Here is an 18,119-nt window from a genome sequence, read left to right as displayed (position 1 = left end):
GTTAGCATATTAGATGCTAACCCTTTTTTTTGCTCAATTTTTACATCGTCTAGTTCTTGTCGATAATTTGACTATGTCGTTTGTCTACAATAAAGGCAGATATGAAATGGGTAGTGCTGATTTAAGTGATCACGAAAATCTTGTTCATTCTGACACTCTTTGACTATCCATTGCTGTAAGCAGCCGTCTGCCATAAGAGCGGAAAAATAATATTTTGTTGTTGTCTTAACTTCTTCAGATTGTTCGGTTAAATAGTCAGTATTCAATGTTGTTCACCGTTTTTGCTCATCCAATTTTTATTAGAAAAAAAGACCGTCATACTGCTTTGGCGGACTATATCTATGAGTCCTACGTTTTAATAACTGGTATTTTGGACGTCTGGACGTCTATTTTATGTGATTGCCAGAGGATTGCAAGTTAATCCAGCAAGAAAAACTTACAAAATAGTAGTTGTCAGAACTCGTTTGAAAAGATAGCTTGTGCGTCGAAGATACTAATGTGCAGTCTCTCTAATGTCAGATTGCCTAAATAATACAAGCGCAATAAAACAAGTTATAAACACAAGGAAAAAAGATGAAAAAGTGGATTATCGGTGCATGCGCACTGACATTAGTTGCACCCTTCAGTGCAGCGCTAGCCGACGAAGGGATGTGGCAGCCGCATCAACTCCCTGATATCAAAAAGCAACTCGTAGCAGCAGGGTTGAAATTAAACCCAGATGATATGTCTGATCTGTCAAAATTCCCAATGAATGCCATAATTAGCCTTGGTGGATGTACTGCGAGCTTTATCTCTGATCAAGGTTTGGTGGTGACTAATCATCATTGTGCGTATCGTTCGATACAACATAATAGTTCAGAAAAGAATAATTTACTCGCTAATGGCTTTGTGGCCAAAACAAAGCAAGAAGAGTTGGCGGCAGCACCTGGTAGTCGGGTATATATCACAGAGTCGTTAACGGATGTTACTAACAAAGTCATCGGCGGTATTTCTCCAGAGTTGACTGGTAATGATTATTATCAAGCAATTGAAAATAACCGTAAAAAGCTCGTTGCTGAGTGTGAAACGGACGATGATTATCGTTGTTCTGTTTCAAGTTTTCATGGCGGTGCGAGTTACGTGTTGATAAAATTACTGACCATTAGAGACGTGCGCTTAGCATATGCGCCACCGTCAAGTATTGGCAAATTTGGTGGCGATACTGACAATTGGCAGTGGCCTCGTCAAACCGGTGATTGGGCATTCTATCGTGCCTACGTTGGTAAAGATGGTAAGCCAGCGGATTATAGCGAAGACAATATTCCTTACAGCAATAAAGCGTTCCTAAAAGTGAATGCTAAAGGTGTTGATGAGGGTGACTATGTCATGGTTTTAGGCTATCCGGGCAGCACAAACCGTTATAGAACCGCGGTGGAAGTTGAAAGCACCTTCACTTGGACTTACCCAACAGCCAAGTTATACCGAGAGGAGTATATTGATGTTATTAAGCAAAACTCTGCTCCAGACAGTGATGAACGCATTAAATATGCTAGTAACATAGCCAGCTTAGCAAACTATGCGAAAAACTACGGCTCGATGGTAGAGAGTTATAAGAAGGGCGATATGTTAGCTCGCAAGCAACGCTTAGAATCTGATTTGGCGAATTGGCTAGCGAAAGATGCACAAATGAACGCTAAATACGGCGCAAGTTTAGTTGTACTTAACCAATTAATCGAAGAGTCTGATAAAAATAAAGAACGTGACCTTTTGATGAGCTACATGGGCCGAACCACCATGATGTCGACGGCGAGAAGCTTGCTTCGATTATCTCATGAGCAGGAAAAACCAGATACTGAACGAGAACGGGGTTATCAAGAGCGAGATTTGAAAGGCTACGAGCAATCGATGGCCTCGATTAACTCACGCTATGTTGCAGATATTGATAAAGCGCTTCTTAAGCATTTTTTAGCTAAATATGTCGATTTGCCAAAAGGGCAGCGTATTGCAACTTTTGACAAATTCTTTGAAATAAAAGATAAAGACTTGACCAAAGCTACGGCCAAAATTGACAAAATGTACGCCAACACTAAGCTGGGTGAGTTAGATACCCGTCTTGCTATGATGGCAATGTCAGAAAAACAGCTACGTGCAAGTGATGACCCTTTCATTCAATATGCGGTAAGCCAATTTGACTACAGCATGGAAGAAGAAAAGCTCAGCAAAACACTGTCAGGAAAACTACAGCAAGTTCGACCTGAGTATATGAAAGCCCTGATTGCATTCAAAAAGTCGCGTAATGAAGCTGTATACGCTGATGCTAACAGTACGCTGCGCATCACTTATGGCAATGTTAAAGGCTATAGTCCGCAGGATGGTTTAACAGCCACGCCTTTTACTACCACTGAGGGTATGTTGGCTAAGTATATTCCAGAGGATGATGAATTTGATTTGCCTTTAAAGCTGCGTGAAGCGATCGAGGCCAAACGCTATGGTAACTATGCTGATCCAAAACTGAACTCGGTTCCAGTCAACTATCTAAGTACTTTAGATATTACGGGTGGTAATTCAGGCTCACCGACATTAAATGCGAAGGGTGAGTTTGTTGGATTGGTGTTTGACGGCGTATATGAGTCTATTATTGGTGATTGGGATTATGACCCAACATACAATCGAGCTATCCATGTAAGCAGCCCATTCATGCTGTGGGTTATGGATGAGGTAGACGGCGCTGAAAACTTGATAGAAGAAATGGAAATTGTAAGATAAGTCAAGCATAAGCATCAAGCAGCGGCTTCACCCAGCTGTTTGATGCTTTCTTATTGTTAAAAGCCTGTGTTTGTGCGGGATCTATCCCTATTGCCGCGTCTTTGCCTATCTATTTGACGCTTCGCTCTGCTAATAGAATTGTAAAATGCGTCTTCAATTGCTGTCGCCGTAGTTGATGTCGATGCAAGACCTTTGGGCAAAAGCGCTATTTCAATCGAACATCGTATTATTGTCTGACCGAACTGGTCTACATCTTTCTCAAATACAGCATTAACACATTCAATTAGTTGCGTATACCGACCCAGCTGCATCTGCAGTGTCTGATTCAAGCGTATTAGCTGAGATCCACTTATTTTTACATCAGATTTTACAATTTTGAGTTGCATGCTTACACTTATGAAAGGTTTTCCTGTCGATAAGTGAACATTATCAACTTAAAGTGAACGAATATATTCGTTTAAATGTATAAAAAAGAATCGAAAAAACTGAACAGCTCGATTGCATTCGATTTAATTGCGCTAGATTCAATTATTTCACATTGAATTGTTTTTAAATAATTAAAAAAGGCTAGAAAGTAACAGCCTAGGAATAACAGTTTAAATGTCTGAAAATTTAAATTATAAACACCTTCACTACTTTTGGGTTGTCGCAACAGAGGGCAGTATTGCGAAGGCTGCGGAAAAACTTTTTATTACTCCTCAAACCATCAGTGGCCAACTAAGCATGCTCGAGGAGCGAATAGGGCAACCGCTGTTCGACCGTGTTGGCCGTCGTTTACGCTTAACAGAAACTGGACGCTTGGTTTTGCGTTATTCTGACGAGATATTTGAATTAGGCAAGGAGCTTAGTGATGTTCTGCGTGGAGCCCCTTTGGTGGGAACGTCAGAGTTCATAATTAGCGCAGCTAGCGCTCTACCTAAAACGATTGTTTACAAAATTATCGAACCAGCGCTAAAGCTCTCAAAAGAAGTTAGCCTGATCTGCAAAGAAGGGCCGGTTGAGTCGATCCTGGCCGAGCTAGCTATCCACGAGGTTGACATGGTGTTGACGGACACGCCCCTGTCTAGCAATTTAAGTGTTCGCGCTTACAACCATTACTTAGGACAGTCTGGTCTGACATTTTTTGCCTCAAGGAAAGTGAAAGAGCAGTTGAGCGGGGAATTCCCGCAATGCTTGCATCAAGCCCCTATTTTATTGCCCACTAAACAGTATGCTGTTAGACAGCTGTTTGATAAATGGTCTAACGATAACGGCATTTTTCCGATAATAAGAGGGCAGTATGATGACAGTGCCTTGATGAAGTCTTTTGGACATGCTGGATTTGGTGTTTTTTTCATGCCAACAATTATTGAGGAAGAAGTTTGCGACAGCTTTAAAGTCGAAGTTGTTGGCCGCCTGAACGATGTAAAACAGAAGTTTTATGCCATTTCAGCTGAGAGGAAAGTCACACATCCCGCCGTTGCCGCTGTATGCAATTCCGCAAGAGATATAATTTTTAAATAGCAATCGAGGCTTTTCATCGCTATACTATGCCCCGCAATAATAAGCATAAAATATATATAAACTAAAGGATAGAGTGTGACTCCTATTACTAAAACATTTCAGTATGGTCAGCATACTGTCACCCTAGAAACGGGTGTAATCGCAAGACAAGCAACTGCAGCAGTAATGGCAAGTATGGACGATACGTCTGTATTGGTTTCAGTTGTCGGTAAAAAAGAAACTAAAGCAGATCAAGGTTTCTTCCCATTAACAGTTAACTATCAAGAAAAAGCGTACGCAGCGGGCAAAATCCCTGGTGGCTTCTTCAAACGTGAAGGTCGTCCTTCTGAAAGCGAAACATTAATCGCACGTTTAATTGACCGTCCAATTCGTCCGTTATTTCCAAATGATTTTAAAAATGAAGTGCAAATAATTATTACAGTTGTTTCTGCTAACCCAGAAATCCCAACTGACATTATTTCTTTAATTGGTACTTCTGCTGCACTTGCTATTTCTGGTATGCCTTTCAGTGGCCCAGTCGGTGCGGCGCGCGTTGGTTATAAAGATGGCGGCTATATTTTAAATACTCGTGCCTCTGAGCAAGAAGAAAGTCAGTTAGACCTTGTTGTTGCTGGTACTAAAAGTGCAGTATTGATGGTTGAATCTGAAGCAGACATATTATCTGAAGACGTGATGCTTGGTGCAGTTATGTATGGTCATGAGCAATCTCAAACCGTTATTAACGCAATTACTGAGTTTGCTGCAGAAGTCGGCACAGAAAGCTGGGGCTGGACAGCACCTGCTGAAAATACTGAGTTAAAAGCAAAAGTTAAAGAACTTGCAGAAGCAGGTATGACTGAAGCTTATCAAATTTCTGATAAAATGGTGCGTAAAGATGCGATTACTGCTGTAACAAGCAAAGCATTAGAAACCATTCTTGAAGCCAATCCGGCGCAAGATCCGAAAGAAGCGAGCGACCTACTGCATGACCTAGAAAGCGATGTGGTACGTTCACGTATTCTTGCTGGTGAAAAGCGTATTGACGGACGTGATCCGGACACCATACGTGCACTAAACGTCGCAACTGGCTTGCTGCCAAGAACTCATGGTTCTGCATTATTCACACGTGGTGAAACACAAGCTATCGTTGCTGCAACTTTAGGCACAGAGCGTGATGCTCAGATGCTAGATCAACTTGGTGGAATGGCGACTAGCCGTTTCATGTTGCATTATAACTTCCCTCCATACTGTGTAGGCGAGACTGGTTTTGTTGGTTCACCAAAGCGTCGCGAAATCGGCCATGGTCGTCTAGCGAAACGTGGTATGCAAGCGGTTATGCCTTCTGCTGAAGAATTCCCGTATGTTGTGCGTGTTGTGTCTGAAATTACTGAATCTAACGGTTCATCTTCAATGGCATCGGTTTGCGGTACTTCATTGGCATTAATGGATGCAGGTGTTCCAATTAAAGCTTCTGTTGCTGGTATTGCAATGGGCTTAGTTAAATCTGACGAAAACTTCGTTGTACTTTCTGACATTTTAGGTGATGAAGATCATCTTGGTGACATGGACTTTAAAGTTGCAGGTACTACTAACGGTATTACTGCACTTCAAATGGACATTAAAATTGAAGGTATTACGCATGAGATTATGCAGTTAGCGCTAAAGCAAGCAAAAGAAGCTCGCTTGCATATCCTTGAAGTAATGGATTCTGCAATTTCTGGTCACCGTGAAGAAATGTCTGAATACGCTCCGCGTATATACACAATGAAAGTTGATCAAGACAAAATCCGTGATGTTATCGGTAAAGGCGGCGCAATGATCAGATCGATCACTGAAGCTTCTGACACCAACATTGAAATTGAAGATGACGGCACAATTAAAATCTTTGCAACTGAAAAAGCGAAAGCTGATATTGCTATTGACCGCATCAAAGCTGTTACAGCTGAGATTGAAGTTGGTACAGTGTATAACGGTAAAGTTATGCGTATCGTCGATTTCGGTGCATTTGTTGAAGTGTTACCAGGCAAAGAAGGCCTTGTTCATATCAGCCAAATTGCTCATGACCGCGTAAACAAAGTAACCGACTTCCTTGAAGAAGGCCAAATGGTTGACGTTAAAGTCATGGAAATTGATCGTCAAAATCGTATTCGTTTAAGTATCAAAGAGCTATTAGAAAAACCAGCTCCTGCTGCTCCAAGCGAAGGCGAGTAATTTAATTTGAATAAAATGGCCCTGGCCATTAACAGTATTAATATAGCTTAGTGCTGATTTGAGTTAGAAATGATATGAAAAAAGGAGCTTCGGCTCCTTTTTTATTATTTTTACAAACTCGACATGAAAAATAGTGAGGATATATAAAATGAACGAACAACAAAGAACTGAAGTCGAAGCCGCAGCGTTTAGACGCCTCGTCGATCATTTAGACAACAACAAGCAGGTTCAGAACATCGAATTGATGTTGTTAGCAGACTTTTGCAGAAATTGTTTGTCGAAGTGGTATTTAGCCGCGGCACAAGACCGTGATTTTGCATTAACTGATGACGAAGCACGAGAAGCTATTTATAAGATGTCTTACGGCGAGTGGAAATCAAACCATCAACTGCCAGCTACTGATGAGCAATTAGCCGCGTTCAATGCGAAAAGTGCGGCGAAGCAGGATAAATAAGCGCATGCTATACTTTACCTCAAGCGTCCTTTAGCCAACGCTTGAGGTAGTTGTGTACAGATGTGAATACGCCTTTGTTTGTAAAAATAGAACGGTGTTTAATAAGGAATTTTGTGAAAGTAAATAAAAAACGCATAGGTATTGGTGCCGCGGTAGTCTTACTTCTTCTACTATCGGGATGCTCAATAAAAACTAACGACGCATATGGACCGATGGGTAACCTTCTGTTAGCCGAACCAGAGCCTGTTGACGCACGCTCGCAAATGGCAATTGCGCGCTATAATCACATCCTTACTCAAGCGCCTTTAAAGGAAGATGAGCGCGCCGAGCTGCTATTTCAACGAGGTATGCTTTATGACAGCGTAGGCTTATCCGGTTTAGCTCGATATGACTTTATGCAGGCACTGGAATTGAAGCCTGATATGGCTGAAGCTCACAATTCAATAGGCATTCATTATATCCAGCAAATGGACTTCATAATGGCCTATGAATCTTTTGACTCAACTTTAGATATAAATCCTGACTACGACTTTGCCATTCTAAATAGAGGTATTGCTCTTTACTACGGCGGTAGAGCGGGCCTCGCTGTATCTGATTTATCTCGATTTTATGAAAAAGATAAACGAGACCCTTATCGTGTTCTCTGGTCATTTATTGTTGAACAAAGCGTCGACCGAAATAAAGCGCTTATAAATCTTGCTGAGCACAGAAAAGCACTGGATGAAGACAATTGGGCAACCACAATCGTTGATTTTTATTTAGGTAAGGTTGATGAAACAGCCGTTATCGCCAAGTTAGTGGAAGATGTTAACAGCCAAAAGCAGCTGAATGATCGATTATGTGAGGCTTATTTTTATTTAGGTAAGTATCACAGCGATATCGGTAATAAGGTGACAGCAGCGAATTACTTTAAGCTGTCGTTAAGCACCAACGTCTTCGAGTACGTTGAACATCGATTTTCTAGGGTAGAGTTATCTAGGCTGCGTGAAAAAAGAAAAGAAGACAGTATAGATTCTGAGCAGAAAAATGCGGAAGCCACCCAATAGAAGAATCAAGAACATAGGATGATAGTGCGTGGGACTAGTGATTAATTATCTGAAGGCATTGCTGGGCGTCGTCAGCATCTGTTTTTTCTTGCAAGCTGATACGTGCTATTCACCGACGAGAGTTATACCACAACACTTAGCATTGCAGAATGCTCAGGCCGGCTATCTTCTTTATCCCTTGGTAAAACGCGGTAATTCCGATGCAGTAGCTGCATTGACCAAGCTAGCAATTGATTCGGATGACGGTTATTGGCTAGGTTTGGCCGGTGAACTAGGCAGCAGTGCAGCGCTTTACTATGCCGCTATGCGCAGCCAAAATCCCATAGAAATAAAGTTATGGCTGAAAAATTCAGCTGAAATGGGACATGCTCAAAGCCAGTTTGAGTACGCATTGTTACAAACCTCAAATGATGAAAAGCGACTTTGGATGCAAAAATCCGCGGAAGCTGGCTATCGACCAGCCGTTATATCAATGGCAAAATATACATTTGAGTCTCACGATAATTCACAAGCAATAATTTGGTTAGAAAAAGCTGCGTTGTTTGATGCATCTAGCGCTTTCAAGCTTGCAAATTTGTATTGGAAGCAAGATAAAATAAAGGAATCTAAGCTGTACTTTAATAAAGCAGCTGAACAAAGTTTTGCGCCTGCTCGAACGGCTCTGCAAGTTATCGAACAACACCAAATGAAGCCCTTAAGTTCCTTACTGGATGTGGCTCCGCAAGGCCCAAACTGCGCTCAAACAATTCAGTTTGTTGCTACGACTCTGGTTTCATTCATTCAAGCAATTGCGTTCCAAGACCAATTTGAAAAAGATAAAAGACTGGCCGACTTACCTTTGTGTGTCTTGCCACCTATTTGGCTACAAAAGGACAGTTTGGCGTGCAGCAGCAATTTTGATAACGAGGCTAGATTAGGTTGCGGCCTTTATCCGTTAAGCCAGTTAAAAACGCCATTGAGTTTTACACACATGGTTGTGTTCGCTGAGCAAGGTAAAGCGAACGTTAACAATGGCGTCATGTTTCTTGATCAATCGGACACTTATTCGGTTTTTGTGCATGAACTTGCACACTTTGCTGGCTTTGTTGATGAGTATGCGCTGCCGGAAAGTCTGGCGGATTATCATTGCAGCAAAAACTTGGCGCCTAATCTTTTGTTATCACCACCTCCTGAGGCATTTCAAATAGAGAGTGAAACGGGCAATTCCCGTTATTTACCTCTAAGTAGAGCGAATAATTGGAAAGCAGCGATAGATGCGCACAATCAGCTGCAGGTTTTGGAAAGCAACAACCCGGTGTTACATCACATCGCACGCTCTAGGACTTGCAAAAATACTCAATATGAATCTTTCAAGCCGACTCAGCAAATGACCTTTCTGGAATACCATGATGTGCCTAATATCCCAAGGGTTTATCGAACGTTGTGGCGTCAAGCTCTTATTAATGAAGTAAATTATTCTGCTATTAATGACAACTTAGCCATTGCTGCGTTCGCCAACAACGATGACGCCACTGCTATGTTCTGGTCTACGCTATAGCCGGTTTTCGTTAAATTCGTCGACCCACAGTGAAGTTGCACCGCAAATAGCAACCGGCATAACAATGAAGTTAACGATGGGGATAAGTGAGAAAATATTCACCAGTATTCCGAAACTTAAGCACTTCCCGCGTCGTTGATTTAAGTCATCTCGCATTTGCCTAAACGCAACTTTATGATTATCGAATGGGTAATCACAATATTGTATTGCCATCATCCATGCAGTGAATAAAAACCACAAAATTTGACCGATAACAGGCAGCACGAAAAATAAGATTAAGAAGCCTACGGCGCGAGGCAAAAAATATAAGACTTTTGACAGTTCGCGACCTAAAGTTCTTGGTATGTCTTTTACCGCGCTGAATAAACCTTCGTTACCCATATCTTGGCCGCTTAAATAACGTTCCACTTTCTCACTCAGCAAACCGTTAAACGGCGCAGCAATCCAGTTGGCTAGTGTGCCAAAAATAAGAGCAAAGATGAGTAAAACTGAAATAACGGCAATTGGCCAGAGTATGAAACTCAATGCTGTTTTTAACCAACTTAGAAAGTCAGGTATAAAGTTGAGAAGATAGCTTATGCCAATCTCCAATTGTGGCCATAGAAAGTAAAAAGCCATGGAAAATAGCAGTAGATTTATAAATAAAGGCACAAAAACGAAGCGTTTAAGGCCTTTTGTTTTGATCAGTGAAAATCCTTCGAAAAAATAACTTGCGCCACTTCTATTATTCATGCTTTCCCTTTATTTGATGTGTAATTCTTGCTATCAACTGCGGCTAGTATATCGTGCTAAATACAGAGATGTAATGAGCAATTGTTACCAAGTTTTACTTTTGTTACATTGGCATTAATCCGATAATCATTGAGCACTATTTTTTGCCAACAGCCTTTATTCAAATGTCATGCGCTTAAAAAAAATAAAGTTAGCGGGATTTAAATCATTTGTAGACCCTACCACAATACCATTTCCGGGTGAAATGACTGCTGTAGTAGGGCCTAACGGCTGTGGAAAATCCAACGTTATCGATGCAGTGCGATGGGTGCTGGGCGAAAGTTCAGCAAAAAATTTGCGCGGTGACGCCATGACAGATGTCATTTTTAACGGCTCGACTGCGCGTAAAGCGGTTTCACAGTGCTCCGTTGAATTAGTTTTTGATAATTCTTCTGGTCGGATTGCAGGTGAGTATGCCAACTATAACGAGTTATCGGTGAAGCGTATTGTGACTAAGGAAGCCGTGTCGAGCTACCTGCTGAATGGCAGCAAATGTCGTAAACGAGATATAACTGACTTATTTTTAGGCACGGGTTTAGGGCCGCGAAGTTACGCTATTATTGAACAGGGTATGATTTCGAAGCTGATTGAAAGTCGCCCTCAAGAGTTGCGTGTCTTCGTGGAAGAAGCCGCGGGTATTTCGAAATACAAAGAACGTCGTCGTGAAACAGAAAACAGAATAAAGCACACAAAAGAAAACTTAGAGCGTTTAGACGATGTTCGTGGCGGACTTGGTGAGCAATTGAGTAAATTGCAGCGCCAAGCTGCTGCCGCGACCAGATATAAAGAACTAAAAGCAACGGAAAGAGAACTAAAAGCGCAACTTGCTGTTATTCGCTGGCTGAAACAAAATGACTCAATTAATCAAGCTGAAGCATACATTTCACAAAAGGAAATTGAGTTAGAAGAAGTTATTTCACGTAAACGCGGCGATGAGACTAGCATTGTTCAATATCGAGAAGAACAAGAGGTCTGCAAGCTTGAAATAAACGATATTCAACAAGAGATCTTCAAGGTCAGTACCGATATTACAAAAATTGAGCAATCACAAGTATTTTCAAAAAAGCGTAAACAACAAATTCAAATGGAACTGCAACAGCTGCAAAGCCAAGCGCAGCAAACTCAAATATTGTTTTCAGATACCGCTGATGAGTTAGTCATTGTTCAGGATGAGTTAGTTAACTTAGAGCCAAATAAAATGCTGCTTGAAGAGGCTGTGGAGCATGCTCAAGCAAAAAGAAGTGAAGCAGAGGAAGTGCTTGTTCAATTCAATGAAAAAAATAGAGATAGCGACATTCAGTATCATTCTTTAAAGCAGAAACTCCAGAGTTGTCATGGTCAAATTCAAAACACAATGAGCATGCAGTTTCGCACTGAATCAAGAATTAAAGAACTCAAACAAGAATTGGCTGAACTTAAACAGGGAGATATTCAACAGCAGTTAGAAGATATCCAAGCGGAATTGTTGCTAGCGCAAGAGGGATTAGCTCAGGCGAAAGAAGATTTGCTGTTCACACAAGAGCGCCAGCAAAAAACGTCGGTAGAGCACGCTAAAACAAGTGCGGTGGTGGAAGAACAAAAAAGCAAATTAATTAACTTACAAGCTCGACAAGAAGCCCTTCAAGAGATTAATAATAAAAATAATCATGACAAAAGTACGAGTTTAAATGCTAGTGAGAAATATGAATTTGAATCATCACTGCTTGAATTATCATCATTTCTAAATGTTGAACCTGGATATGAGGAGCGTTGTGAAATTGTATTTTCACATATTGCGAGCCCCTGCGTATTGCCTTCATTGCAAATTGAGCAAATAGAGCAGAGCTTTTTCGATAACAAACATGGTCAGGCGATCATGTTTGAAAAGCACATGACAAGTGAAAAATTGAAGGGTAGTTTAGGTGAAAAAATAAACAACCCGAAGATCCCTCATTTTTTAAATATGATCAGCTTGGTTGAAAATGTTGAAGCCGGGTTGAAGCAGCAGAAAAGCCTGCTTCCAGGTTACTCGCTAATAACACCATGTGGCTTATGGTTATTCAACGATATGCTAATTAACGGCGCTGGCGCGCTTGTTGACTCATCGCTAAGTCGGACAGCAGAAATAGCGTCGTTGGTCACACAGGTGGAACAACAAAAGCAGCATTTAGAGATTGCTGAACAGGCGTTGGCATTGACATCGCTGTCCCTCAATGAAGTAACGGTTTTGATAGATGACGCAAAATCACTTTGCAGTGACTATTCAGAGCAAGTATATAAATTTAGTGCGCAGTCGAATCAACTTGAGCAGCATTTGACTCAGCAAAAAATGCGTCATGAACGTGTATATGAAGAATTAGAGCGTCACCAAATGAACGCTGAAGAAGAGTTGGAAACACTTGAGACATTAAACGAACAAGTGGAAATATATGCATTGGATTTAGCGCAATTTGAAGAAGTAGTGGATGAGCACACGGCCGATGCAGAAAGACTGCAAAAAAATGTGCAAATGGCTCGCTCGCAAGTTGAACAGTTGGTATCACAATCTCATGAATTAGCCATGCAGGTGCAGCAAACTAAAAACAAATACACTTTATTGAAAGACAAACAATCAAGCCGTGAAGAACAGATTAATGAAAACAAAGATAAGATAGCGATGTTGCAAGAAGAGTCCGAAGAGTTATCGATGCCATTCGAGGATCAGCAAGAAAGGCTGCAGACGCTATTGCAAGATAAGACTTCTTTACAGCAGCGTCAGAGGGAAATACAGGAGACGCTTGCCGATGTTGATGAGAAGCTCTTAGAAGCCGAAAAAGGCCAATCAGGTATCAATCAGATGGCGGAGAGAATTAAGGCGGAGATAGATAGTAAGAAGTTACAAGCAGAGGGAAGTAAGGTGCGTGCTCAATCCTACATTGAGCAATTACAAGACATGCAGCAACCATTGAAGCCAATTTTAGATGACTTGCCTGAAGATATTAATGAGGAGGTTTGGCAGCAAAACCTTGAGAAAACGACTTTGTCTTTATCGCGTTTGGGCGCTGTTAATTTGGCCGCCGTGGAGGAGTTTGAATCGCAATCGGTAAGAAAGCGCTATTTAGATGAACAGAATGATGATTTGACGCAAGCGCTCGAAACACTTGAGACAGCGATTAAAAAAATAGATAAAGAGACTCGAAGTCGCTTTAAAGCTACCTTTGACCAAATCAATGCTGACTTGAAAATGCTGTTTCCCAAAGTGTTTGGAGGCGGCAGTGCTCACCTTGCACTGACAGAAGATGATATGCTTGATACTGGAGTAACAATTATGGCGCGACCGCCGGGTAAGAAAAATAGTACAATTCACCTTCTTTCTGGTGGAGAAAAAGCGCTAACCGCATTATCATTAGTGTTTGCTATCTTTAGATTGAATCCGGCGCCCTTTTGTTTACTCGATGAAGTAGACGCGCCCTTAGATGATGCAAATGTCGGACGTTTCTGTAAATTGGTTTCAGAAATGTCAAAAACCGTGCAATTTATCTACATCACACACAACAAAGTGGCAATGGAAATGGCAAGCCATTTGACAGGTGTTACTATGGCGGAACCGGGAGTGTCTAGGATGGTCGCGGTTGATGTAGAAGAAGCTTTAGCTATCGCAGAATAATAATAAGTAGAGTAGTTTAAAATGGAAGATTTGCGCTTAACATTTTTGATTTTTGGTATTGTTGCCATCATTGCTATCCTTGTGCACGGAATGTGGACAATCAGGAAAAATGCGAAAGGCAATGAAAAAGCAAAATTTGAAGCCAGAAACTGGCAGAATAAGAGCGACCCATCGTTAGGAGACGATGATAAGTTCGATGAACATGGTGTTGGAAGCGTCAGAGTTATTTCGACGAAAAAAACGGGTGCTAACGGCAATAATGGAAAAGACTCATATAGCGATACTCAACACGATCGTGCCGATAGTAAAGATTATGATGATGAAATCACCACTGATCTCAATTATGACGATGACAATTATAATCATTCGGAGTCACTTGACGATATTGATGAACTCGACTCAGAGCGTCAGCATGTTAAAAATATCGTCTCCGATTCAGGCGGTAACAACGATGTTGCAGCTGACGAAAGCAACGAAGGTGGCTTTAATCCTAAAAATGAGATTGAAAAAGACTTAAGCTTAGATGATGATTTATCTTTGGAACGCAGTGAGATGGATTTTGCCAAACTGGCAGAAGAGCATGAGCAAACAGCTCCTAAACTATATGGTAGTGTCGTAACTCAGCCAAAGCCTGCGTTTCAACGTGCTAAAAAATTACCTGAAACCTCACATCGCCAAGCACCGAATCAAGATAATCCTCATATACCAGAACCACCACCGTTTTTGTTAAAGTCAGCTGCAGCAAGTCCGGAGGTGAATCCGCAAGCAAACAAAATGGCTGAGCTGGAAGCAAAATCTGAACGTGAGCCTGAGTCTCAGCATAAAATTGATACTAGAGGTCGAGTTGAACCTGAGTTTAAACTTGATTCTGAAGCACAATCACCCGCAGAGCCCGCAAAACCTATCAGCCTTGCAGCTCAGGCAAGAAAGCTCGTTTCGCGCCGCAGAAAGAGTGTTGCTGACGTTATTCGCAAAGAACCAGAAATGCAAGCAAGCAATAAACTTAACGAAGAACAAATGCGCATTGATTTTACAAATGAAGAGCCCTCAGCGAGTAGAGAGCCCTCAGCGAGTAGAGAGCCTTCAGCGAATAAAGAGCCCTCGGCTCAAAATCAGTCTACCTCAGTGCAAGCGCCAACAACAACACAACAACCTACGTCGAGCAATCAATCCACAAACTCGACGTCGGGAAGCAGCACCAAACAGAGTGAACAAGCGACCGATGTTCTTGTTCTAAACGTTAGAGCACCCGAAGATCGCGAAATTACAGGTGCGGCTCTACTCCCAATGTTGTTAACGCTAGGCCTAAAGTTTGGTGAGCAAGATATCTTTCACCGACACGTAAATACGAATGGCAAAGGGCCGGTTTTATTCTCATTGGCTAATTTATTTAAACCGGGTGTTTTTGATATCGACAGCATTGAGACCTTCAGTACCCGTGGTCTATCTTTGTTTATGATGCTGCCCATTGAAGGTGATCCGCAACAAGTTTTTAATATGATGCACAACGCAGCGCGAAAATTGGCCGATGAATTTGGCTGTCAGATCCTCGATGGCAGCCGAGGAGTGTTGACCAAACAAGGTCTACAAAAATATTCAGAGCGCATTCGAGAATTTGAACGAAGACGCATTAACCGATAGTAAAAAATGACTGAACTAAATAAAGTGAAAGCGCACATTGATGCGCTTAAATCGCAGCTAGAAGAACACAATTACCAATACTACGTTATGGATGCACCCAGCATTCCTGATGCAGAATATGATCGATTAATGCGGGAGCTTATTACTCTTGAAAAGCAAAATCCAGCCTTAATCAGTGCCGATTCTCCGAGTCAAAAAGTAGGCGGCACGCCATTATCTAAATTTGATACAGTTGTGCATGAAGTCCCGATGCTGTCGCTTGACAACGGCTTTGAAGCGTCTGATTTGACTGCATTTGAAAAACGACTGCAAGACAGATTACTTTCATTTTCTGACATTCAGTTCAGCTGTGAACCCAAACTTGATGGCTTAGCTGCCTCTATTCTTTATGAAAACGGCATACTCACCAGAGCTGCAACAAGGGGTGACGGGCAAGTTGGTGAAGATATTACAAAGAATGTCAAAACCATTGCCAACGTGCCCATTAAGCTGCGCGGGGAAAATATACCGAGTAAAGTCGAAGTCCGAGGCGAAGTGTTTATGCCGAAAGCGGGTTTTGAGAAGCTCAATGAGACACAAAAGAAAGCCGGAAATAAACTATTCGCTAATCCAAGAAATGCGGCGGCAGGCAGCTTGCGTCAACTTGATTCGCGAATTACGGCGAAACGACCGCTACTGTTTTATGCCTATAGTATGGGCGTTATTGAGGGGGAGAGTCTTACCGACCTGCCGTTGCATACCGAACGACTAGCCGCACTCGGTAAGTGGGGCATCCCTTTATGTAAAGAGTCTGCGATTGCTAATGGCGCCGAAGAGTGTATTGCCTATTTTACGAAAATAGGTCAGATGCGCAATTCGCTACCATATGACATTGATGGTGTTGTGTTTAAAGTCAACGATATTAACTTACAGCAGCGTCTGGGCTTCGTTTCAAAGGCGCCGCGCTGGGCCATTGCACAAAAGTTTCCAGCGCAAGAGGAATTAACCACCTTACTCGACGTTGAGTTTCAAGTTGGCCGCACAGGCGCGATTACCCCTGTGGCTAGGTTAGAACCAGTTTTTGTCGGTGGAGTTACCGTATCTAATGCGACGCTGCACAATCAAGATGAAATTGCTCGTTTGGGCGTTAAAATCGGTGACAAAGTGGTTATTCGACGTGCGGGAGATGTGATCCCGCAGGTTGTGTCTGTTGTTTTAGAAAAACGCACAGATGATGTTCGTGATATCGTTTTCCCCACGCATTGCCCTGTTTGTCATTCGCACATCGAGAGAACGGAATCAGAGGCCGTTGCTAGATGTACTGGCGGTCTGGTCTGCGCGGCACAACGAAAGGAATCTATTAAGCATTTTGCTTCGCGTAAAGCTCTCGACATTGATGGTTTAGGAGACAAAATCGTTGAGCAGCTAGTAGACGCAAACATGATTAAAAATCCTGCCGATTTGTTTAGATTAAATATGCCTAAGTTGCTCTCAGTAGAGAGGATGGGGGATAAGTCCGCTGTTAACCTCCTCAACGCAATCGAAAAGTCAAAACAAACAACCTTGCCTAAGTTTCTCTATTCTCTGGGAATAAGAGAAGTGGGTGAGTCAACCGCACGCAATTTAGCACTACACTATTTGACTCTAGAACGGATTATGCAAGCAGATATAGAATCATTGGTAGAAGTGCAAGATGTTGGTGCCATTGTAGCGCAGCATGTTTTCCACTTTATGCGAGAGCCTCACAACGTAGATATAATCAATGATTTGTTTGAGCTAGGAATTCATTGGCCCGAAATACAGCCAGCGTCACTAGATGAACAGCCGTTTGCTGGAAAAACGATTGTGCTAACCGGAACGTTATCGCAAATGGGCCGAAGCGAGGCTAAGGCGAAGCTACAGGAACTGGGCGCAAAAGTGTCGGGCAGTGTATCGGCTAAAACGGATCTGCTAATTGCTGGCGAAAAAGCGGGTTCAAAGTTGAGTAAGGCTGAATCGTTGAATATAGAGGTTTGGAATGAAGCTCAGATGGTGGCTTTTTTCGAGCAACTTTAAGATTGTACTCGGGTGTTTGAATTACTAAGCACTCGATTTTTTATTTTTATTATCTATTTATTATCGGGATTACGCGCCTTCCAAGCGCGGATCACGGATATTCTCCAAACCCAATCCAAACTAAAATAACCCAATATACCAAAAAATACAGAGCAGATTCCGCAACCTAAAATAAAGGCCGGACCAATGGTGGATAAGCTTTCAGCTAACCAAGTCCAACTCAACTCAAAAGCGAAGTGGTCAACTTCAGTCCCAAGTACAGTACTCCCAACCAAATAAGCCCCGTAGAATATAGGCGGCATAGTCAATGGATTTGTCAGCCAGACAGTGGCGATTGATAGAGGTAAATTCACTCTGAAGATGATAGCTGCAGCAGATGAAAACACCATCTGAAACGGTACAGGCCAGAAAGCGAAGAATAGCCCAATACCAAAAGCACCGCTAGCAGAGCGACGGTTCAAATGCCATAAATTTGGATCATGCAGAAGGGTACCAAAGATGCGTAGATATTTATTTTCTCTCACCTTTATATGGTTAGGTAAATAGCGTCTTATAAATTTCTTTGGCATTCAT

Annotated in this window: 12 protein-coding genes; 9 read left to right on the top strand and 3 right to left on the bottom strand. The window is 42.0% G+C overall.

The genetic code is table 11. From position 1 onward, the window contains the following. The first annotated feature begins 573 nt into the window (after positions 1-573). Positions 574-2,745 carry a S46 family peptidase gene (locus tag GNIT_RS09830; RefSeq protein WP_014109047.1) on the top strand — a complete coding sequence of 724 codons (2,172 nt, stop codon included), beginning with the start codon at positions 574-576 and terminating at the stop codon, positions 2,743-2,745. A gap of 56 nt (positions 2,746-2,801) precedes the next feature. Here GNIT_RS09830 and GNIT_RS09825 read toward each other — a convergent pair whose 3' ends face one another. Continuing rightward, the gene (locus tag GNIT_RS09825) at positions 2,802-3,131 is read right to left on the bottom strand and encodes a hypothetical protein (RefSeq protein WP_041246381.1); all 330 of its coding nucleotides are present in this window, start codon (positions 3,129-3,131) and stop codon (positions 2,802-2,804) included. Positions 3,132-3,345: 214 nt separating this feature from the next. On the opposite strand from GNIT_RS09825, the gene nhaR reads away from it, so the two are divergent. The 5 genes from nhaR (at position 3,346) to GNIT_RS09800 (ending at position 9,475) form a co-directional block, all read left to right on the top strand. After that, on the top strand, positions 3,346-4,248 hold the full coding sequence (gene nhaR, locus GNIT_RS09820) for a transcriptional activator NhaR (RefSeq protein WP_014109046.1): 903 nt from the start codon (positions 3,346-3,348) through the stop codon (positions 4,246-4,248). Between the two features lie 75 nt (positions 4,249-4,323). Next, positions 4,324-6,438, top strand: a complete 2,115-nt coding sequence (gene pnp, locus GNIT_RS09815; protein ID WP_014109045.1) for a polyribonucleotide nucleotidyltransferase — start codon at positions 4,324-4,326, stop codon at positions 6,436-6,438. Positions 6,439-6,586: 148 nt separating this feature from the next. Then, positions 6,587-6,892: a DUF1244 domain-containing protein gene (locus GNIT_RS09810; protein ID WP_014109044.1), complete on the top strand. Its 306-nt coding sequence runs from the start codon at positions 6,587-6,589 to the stop codon at positions 6,890-6,892. Positions 6,893-7,005: 113 nt separating this feature from the next. Next, positions 7,006-7,938, top strand: coding sequence for a lipoprotein NlpI (nlpI, locus tag GNIT_RS09805; protein ID WP_014109043.1), 933 nt, complete (start codon positions 7,006-7,008; stop codon positions 7,936-7,938). Positions 7,939-7,966: 28 nt separating this feature from the next. Then, the gene (locus GNIT_RS09800; protein ID WP_014109042.1) at positions 7,967-9,475 is read left to right on the top strand and encodes a tetratricopeptide repeat protein; all 1,509 of its coding nucleotides are present in this window, start codon (positions 7,967-7,969) and stop codon (positions 9,473-9,475) included. On the opposite strand, the gene cysZ is transcribed toward GNIT_RS09800, so the two are convergent. After that, positions 9,470-10,207: a sulfate transporter CysZ gene (gene cysZ / locus GNIT_RS09795; protein ID WP_014109041.1), complete on the bottom strand. Its 738-nt coding sequence runs from the start codon at positions 10,205-10,207 to the stop codon at positions 9,470-9,472. The two genes, GNIT_RS09800 and cysZ, sit on opposite strands and share 6 nt — an antisense overlap. A 169-nt stretch (positions 10,208-10,376) precedes the next feature. On the opposite strand from cysZ, the gene smc reads away from it, so the two are divergent. Genes smc through ligA form a run of 3 tightly spaced genes read left to right on the top strand, consistent with a single transcriptional unit; the run spans position 10,377 to position 17,546 of the window. Beyond that, entirely contained in the window at positions 10,377-13,871 is a 3,495-nt protein-coding gene (smc, locus tag GNIT_RS09790; protein WP_014109040.1) for a chromosome segregation protein SMC, read from the top strand. Between the two features lie 21 nt (positions 13,872-13,892). After that, the gene (gene zipA, locus GNIT_RS09785; protein WP_014109039.1) at positions 13,893-15,512 is read left to right on the top strand and encodes a cell division protein ZipA; all 1,620 of its coding nucleotides are present in this window, start codon (positions 13,893-13,895) and stop codon (positions 15,510-15,512) included. 6 nt (positions 15,513-15,518) lie between these two features. Beyond that, a complete protein-coding gene (gene ligA, locus GNIT_RS09780; RefSeq protein ID WP_014109038.1) occupies positions 15,519-17,546 on the top strand; it encodes an NAD-dependent DNA ligase LigA in 2,028 nt (675 codons plus the stop codon). Positions 17,547-17,599: 53 nt separating this feature from the next. On the opposite strand, the gene GNIT_RS09775 is transcribed toward ligA, so the two are convergent. Then, on the bottom strand, positions 17,600-18,115 hold the full coding sequence (locus GNIT_RS09775; RefSeq protein ID WP_014109037.1) for a DUF2062 domain-containing protein: 516 nt from the start codon (positions 18,113-18,115) through the stop codon (positions 17,600-17,602). Positions 18,116-18,119 lie beyond the last annotated feature (4 nt).

This window comes from Glaciecola nitratireducens FR1064 (assembly GCF_000226565.1).
Taxonomy (GTDB): Bacteria; Pseudomonadota; Gammaproteobacteria; order Enterobacterales; family Alteromonadaceae; genus Glaciecola; species Glaciecola nitratireducens.
The sequence above is the reverse complement of the archived record's forward strand: the minus strand, read 5'-3'. Positions and strand labels throughout refer to the sequence as shown.

Bases quoted from the DNA above. Each gene is read 5' to 3' on its own strand.
- GNIT_RS09830 (WP_014109047.1), top strand. From the start codon at position 574: ATGAAAAAGTGGATTATCGGTGCATGCGCACTGACATTAGTTGCACCC.
- GNIT_RS09825 (WP_041246381.1), bottom strand. From the start codon at position 3,131: ATGCAACTCAAAATTGTAAAATCTGATGTAAAAATAAGTGGATCTCAG.
- nhaR (WP_014109046.1), top strand. From the start codon at position 3,346: ATGTCTGAAAATTTAAATTATAAACACCTTCACTACTTTTGGGTTGTC.
- GNIT_RS09810 (WP_014109044.1), top strand. From the start codon at position 6,587: ATGAACGAACAACAAAGAACTGAAGTCGAAGCCGCAGCGTTTAGACGC.
- cysZ (WP_014109041.1), bottom strand. From the start codon at position 10,207: ATGAATAATAGAAGTGGCGCAAGTTATTTTTTCGAAGGATTTTCACTG.
- smc (WP_014109040.1), top strand. From the start codon at position 10,377: ATGCGCTTAAAAAAAATAAAGTTAGCGGGATTTAAATCATTTGTAGAC.
- zipA (WP_014109039.1), top strand. From the start codon at position 13,893: ATGGAAGATTTGCGCTTAACATTTTTGATTTTTGGTATTGTTGCCATC.
- ligA (WP_014109038.1), top strand. From the start codon at position 15,519: ATGACTGAACTAAATAAAGTGAAAGCGCACATTGATGCGCTTAAATCG.
- GNIT_RS09775 (WP_014109037.1), bottom strand. From the start codon at position 18,115: ATGCCAAAGAAATTTATAAGACGCTATTTACCTAACCATATAAAGGTG.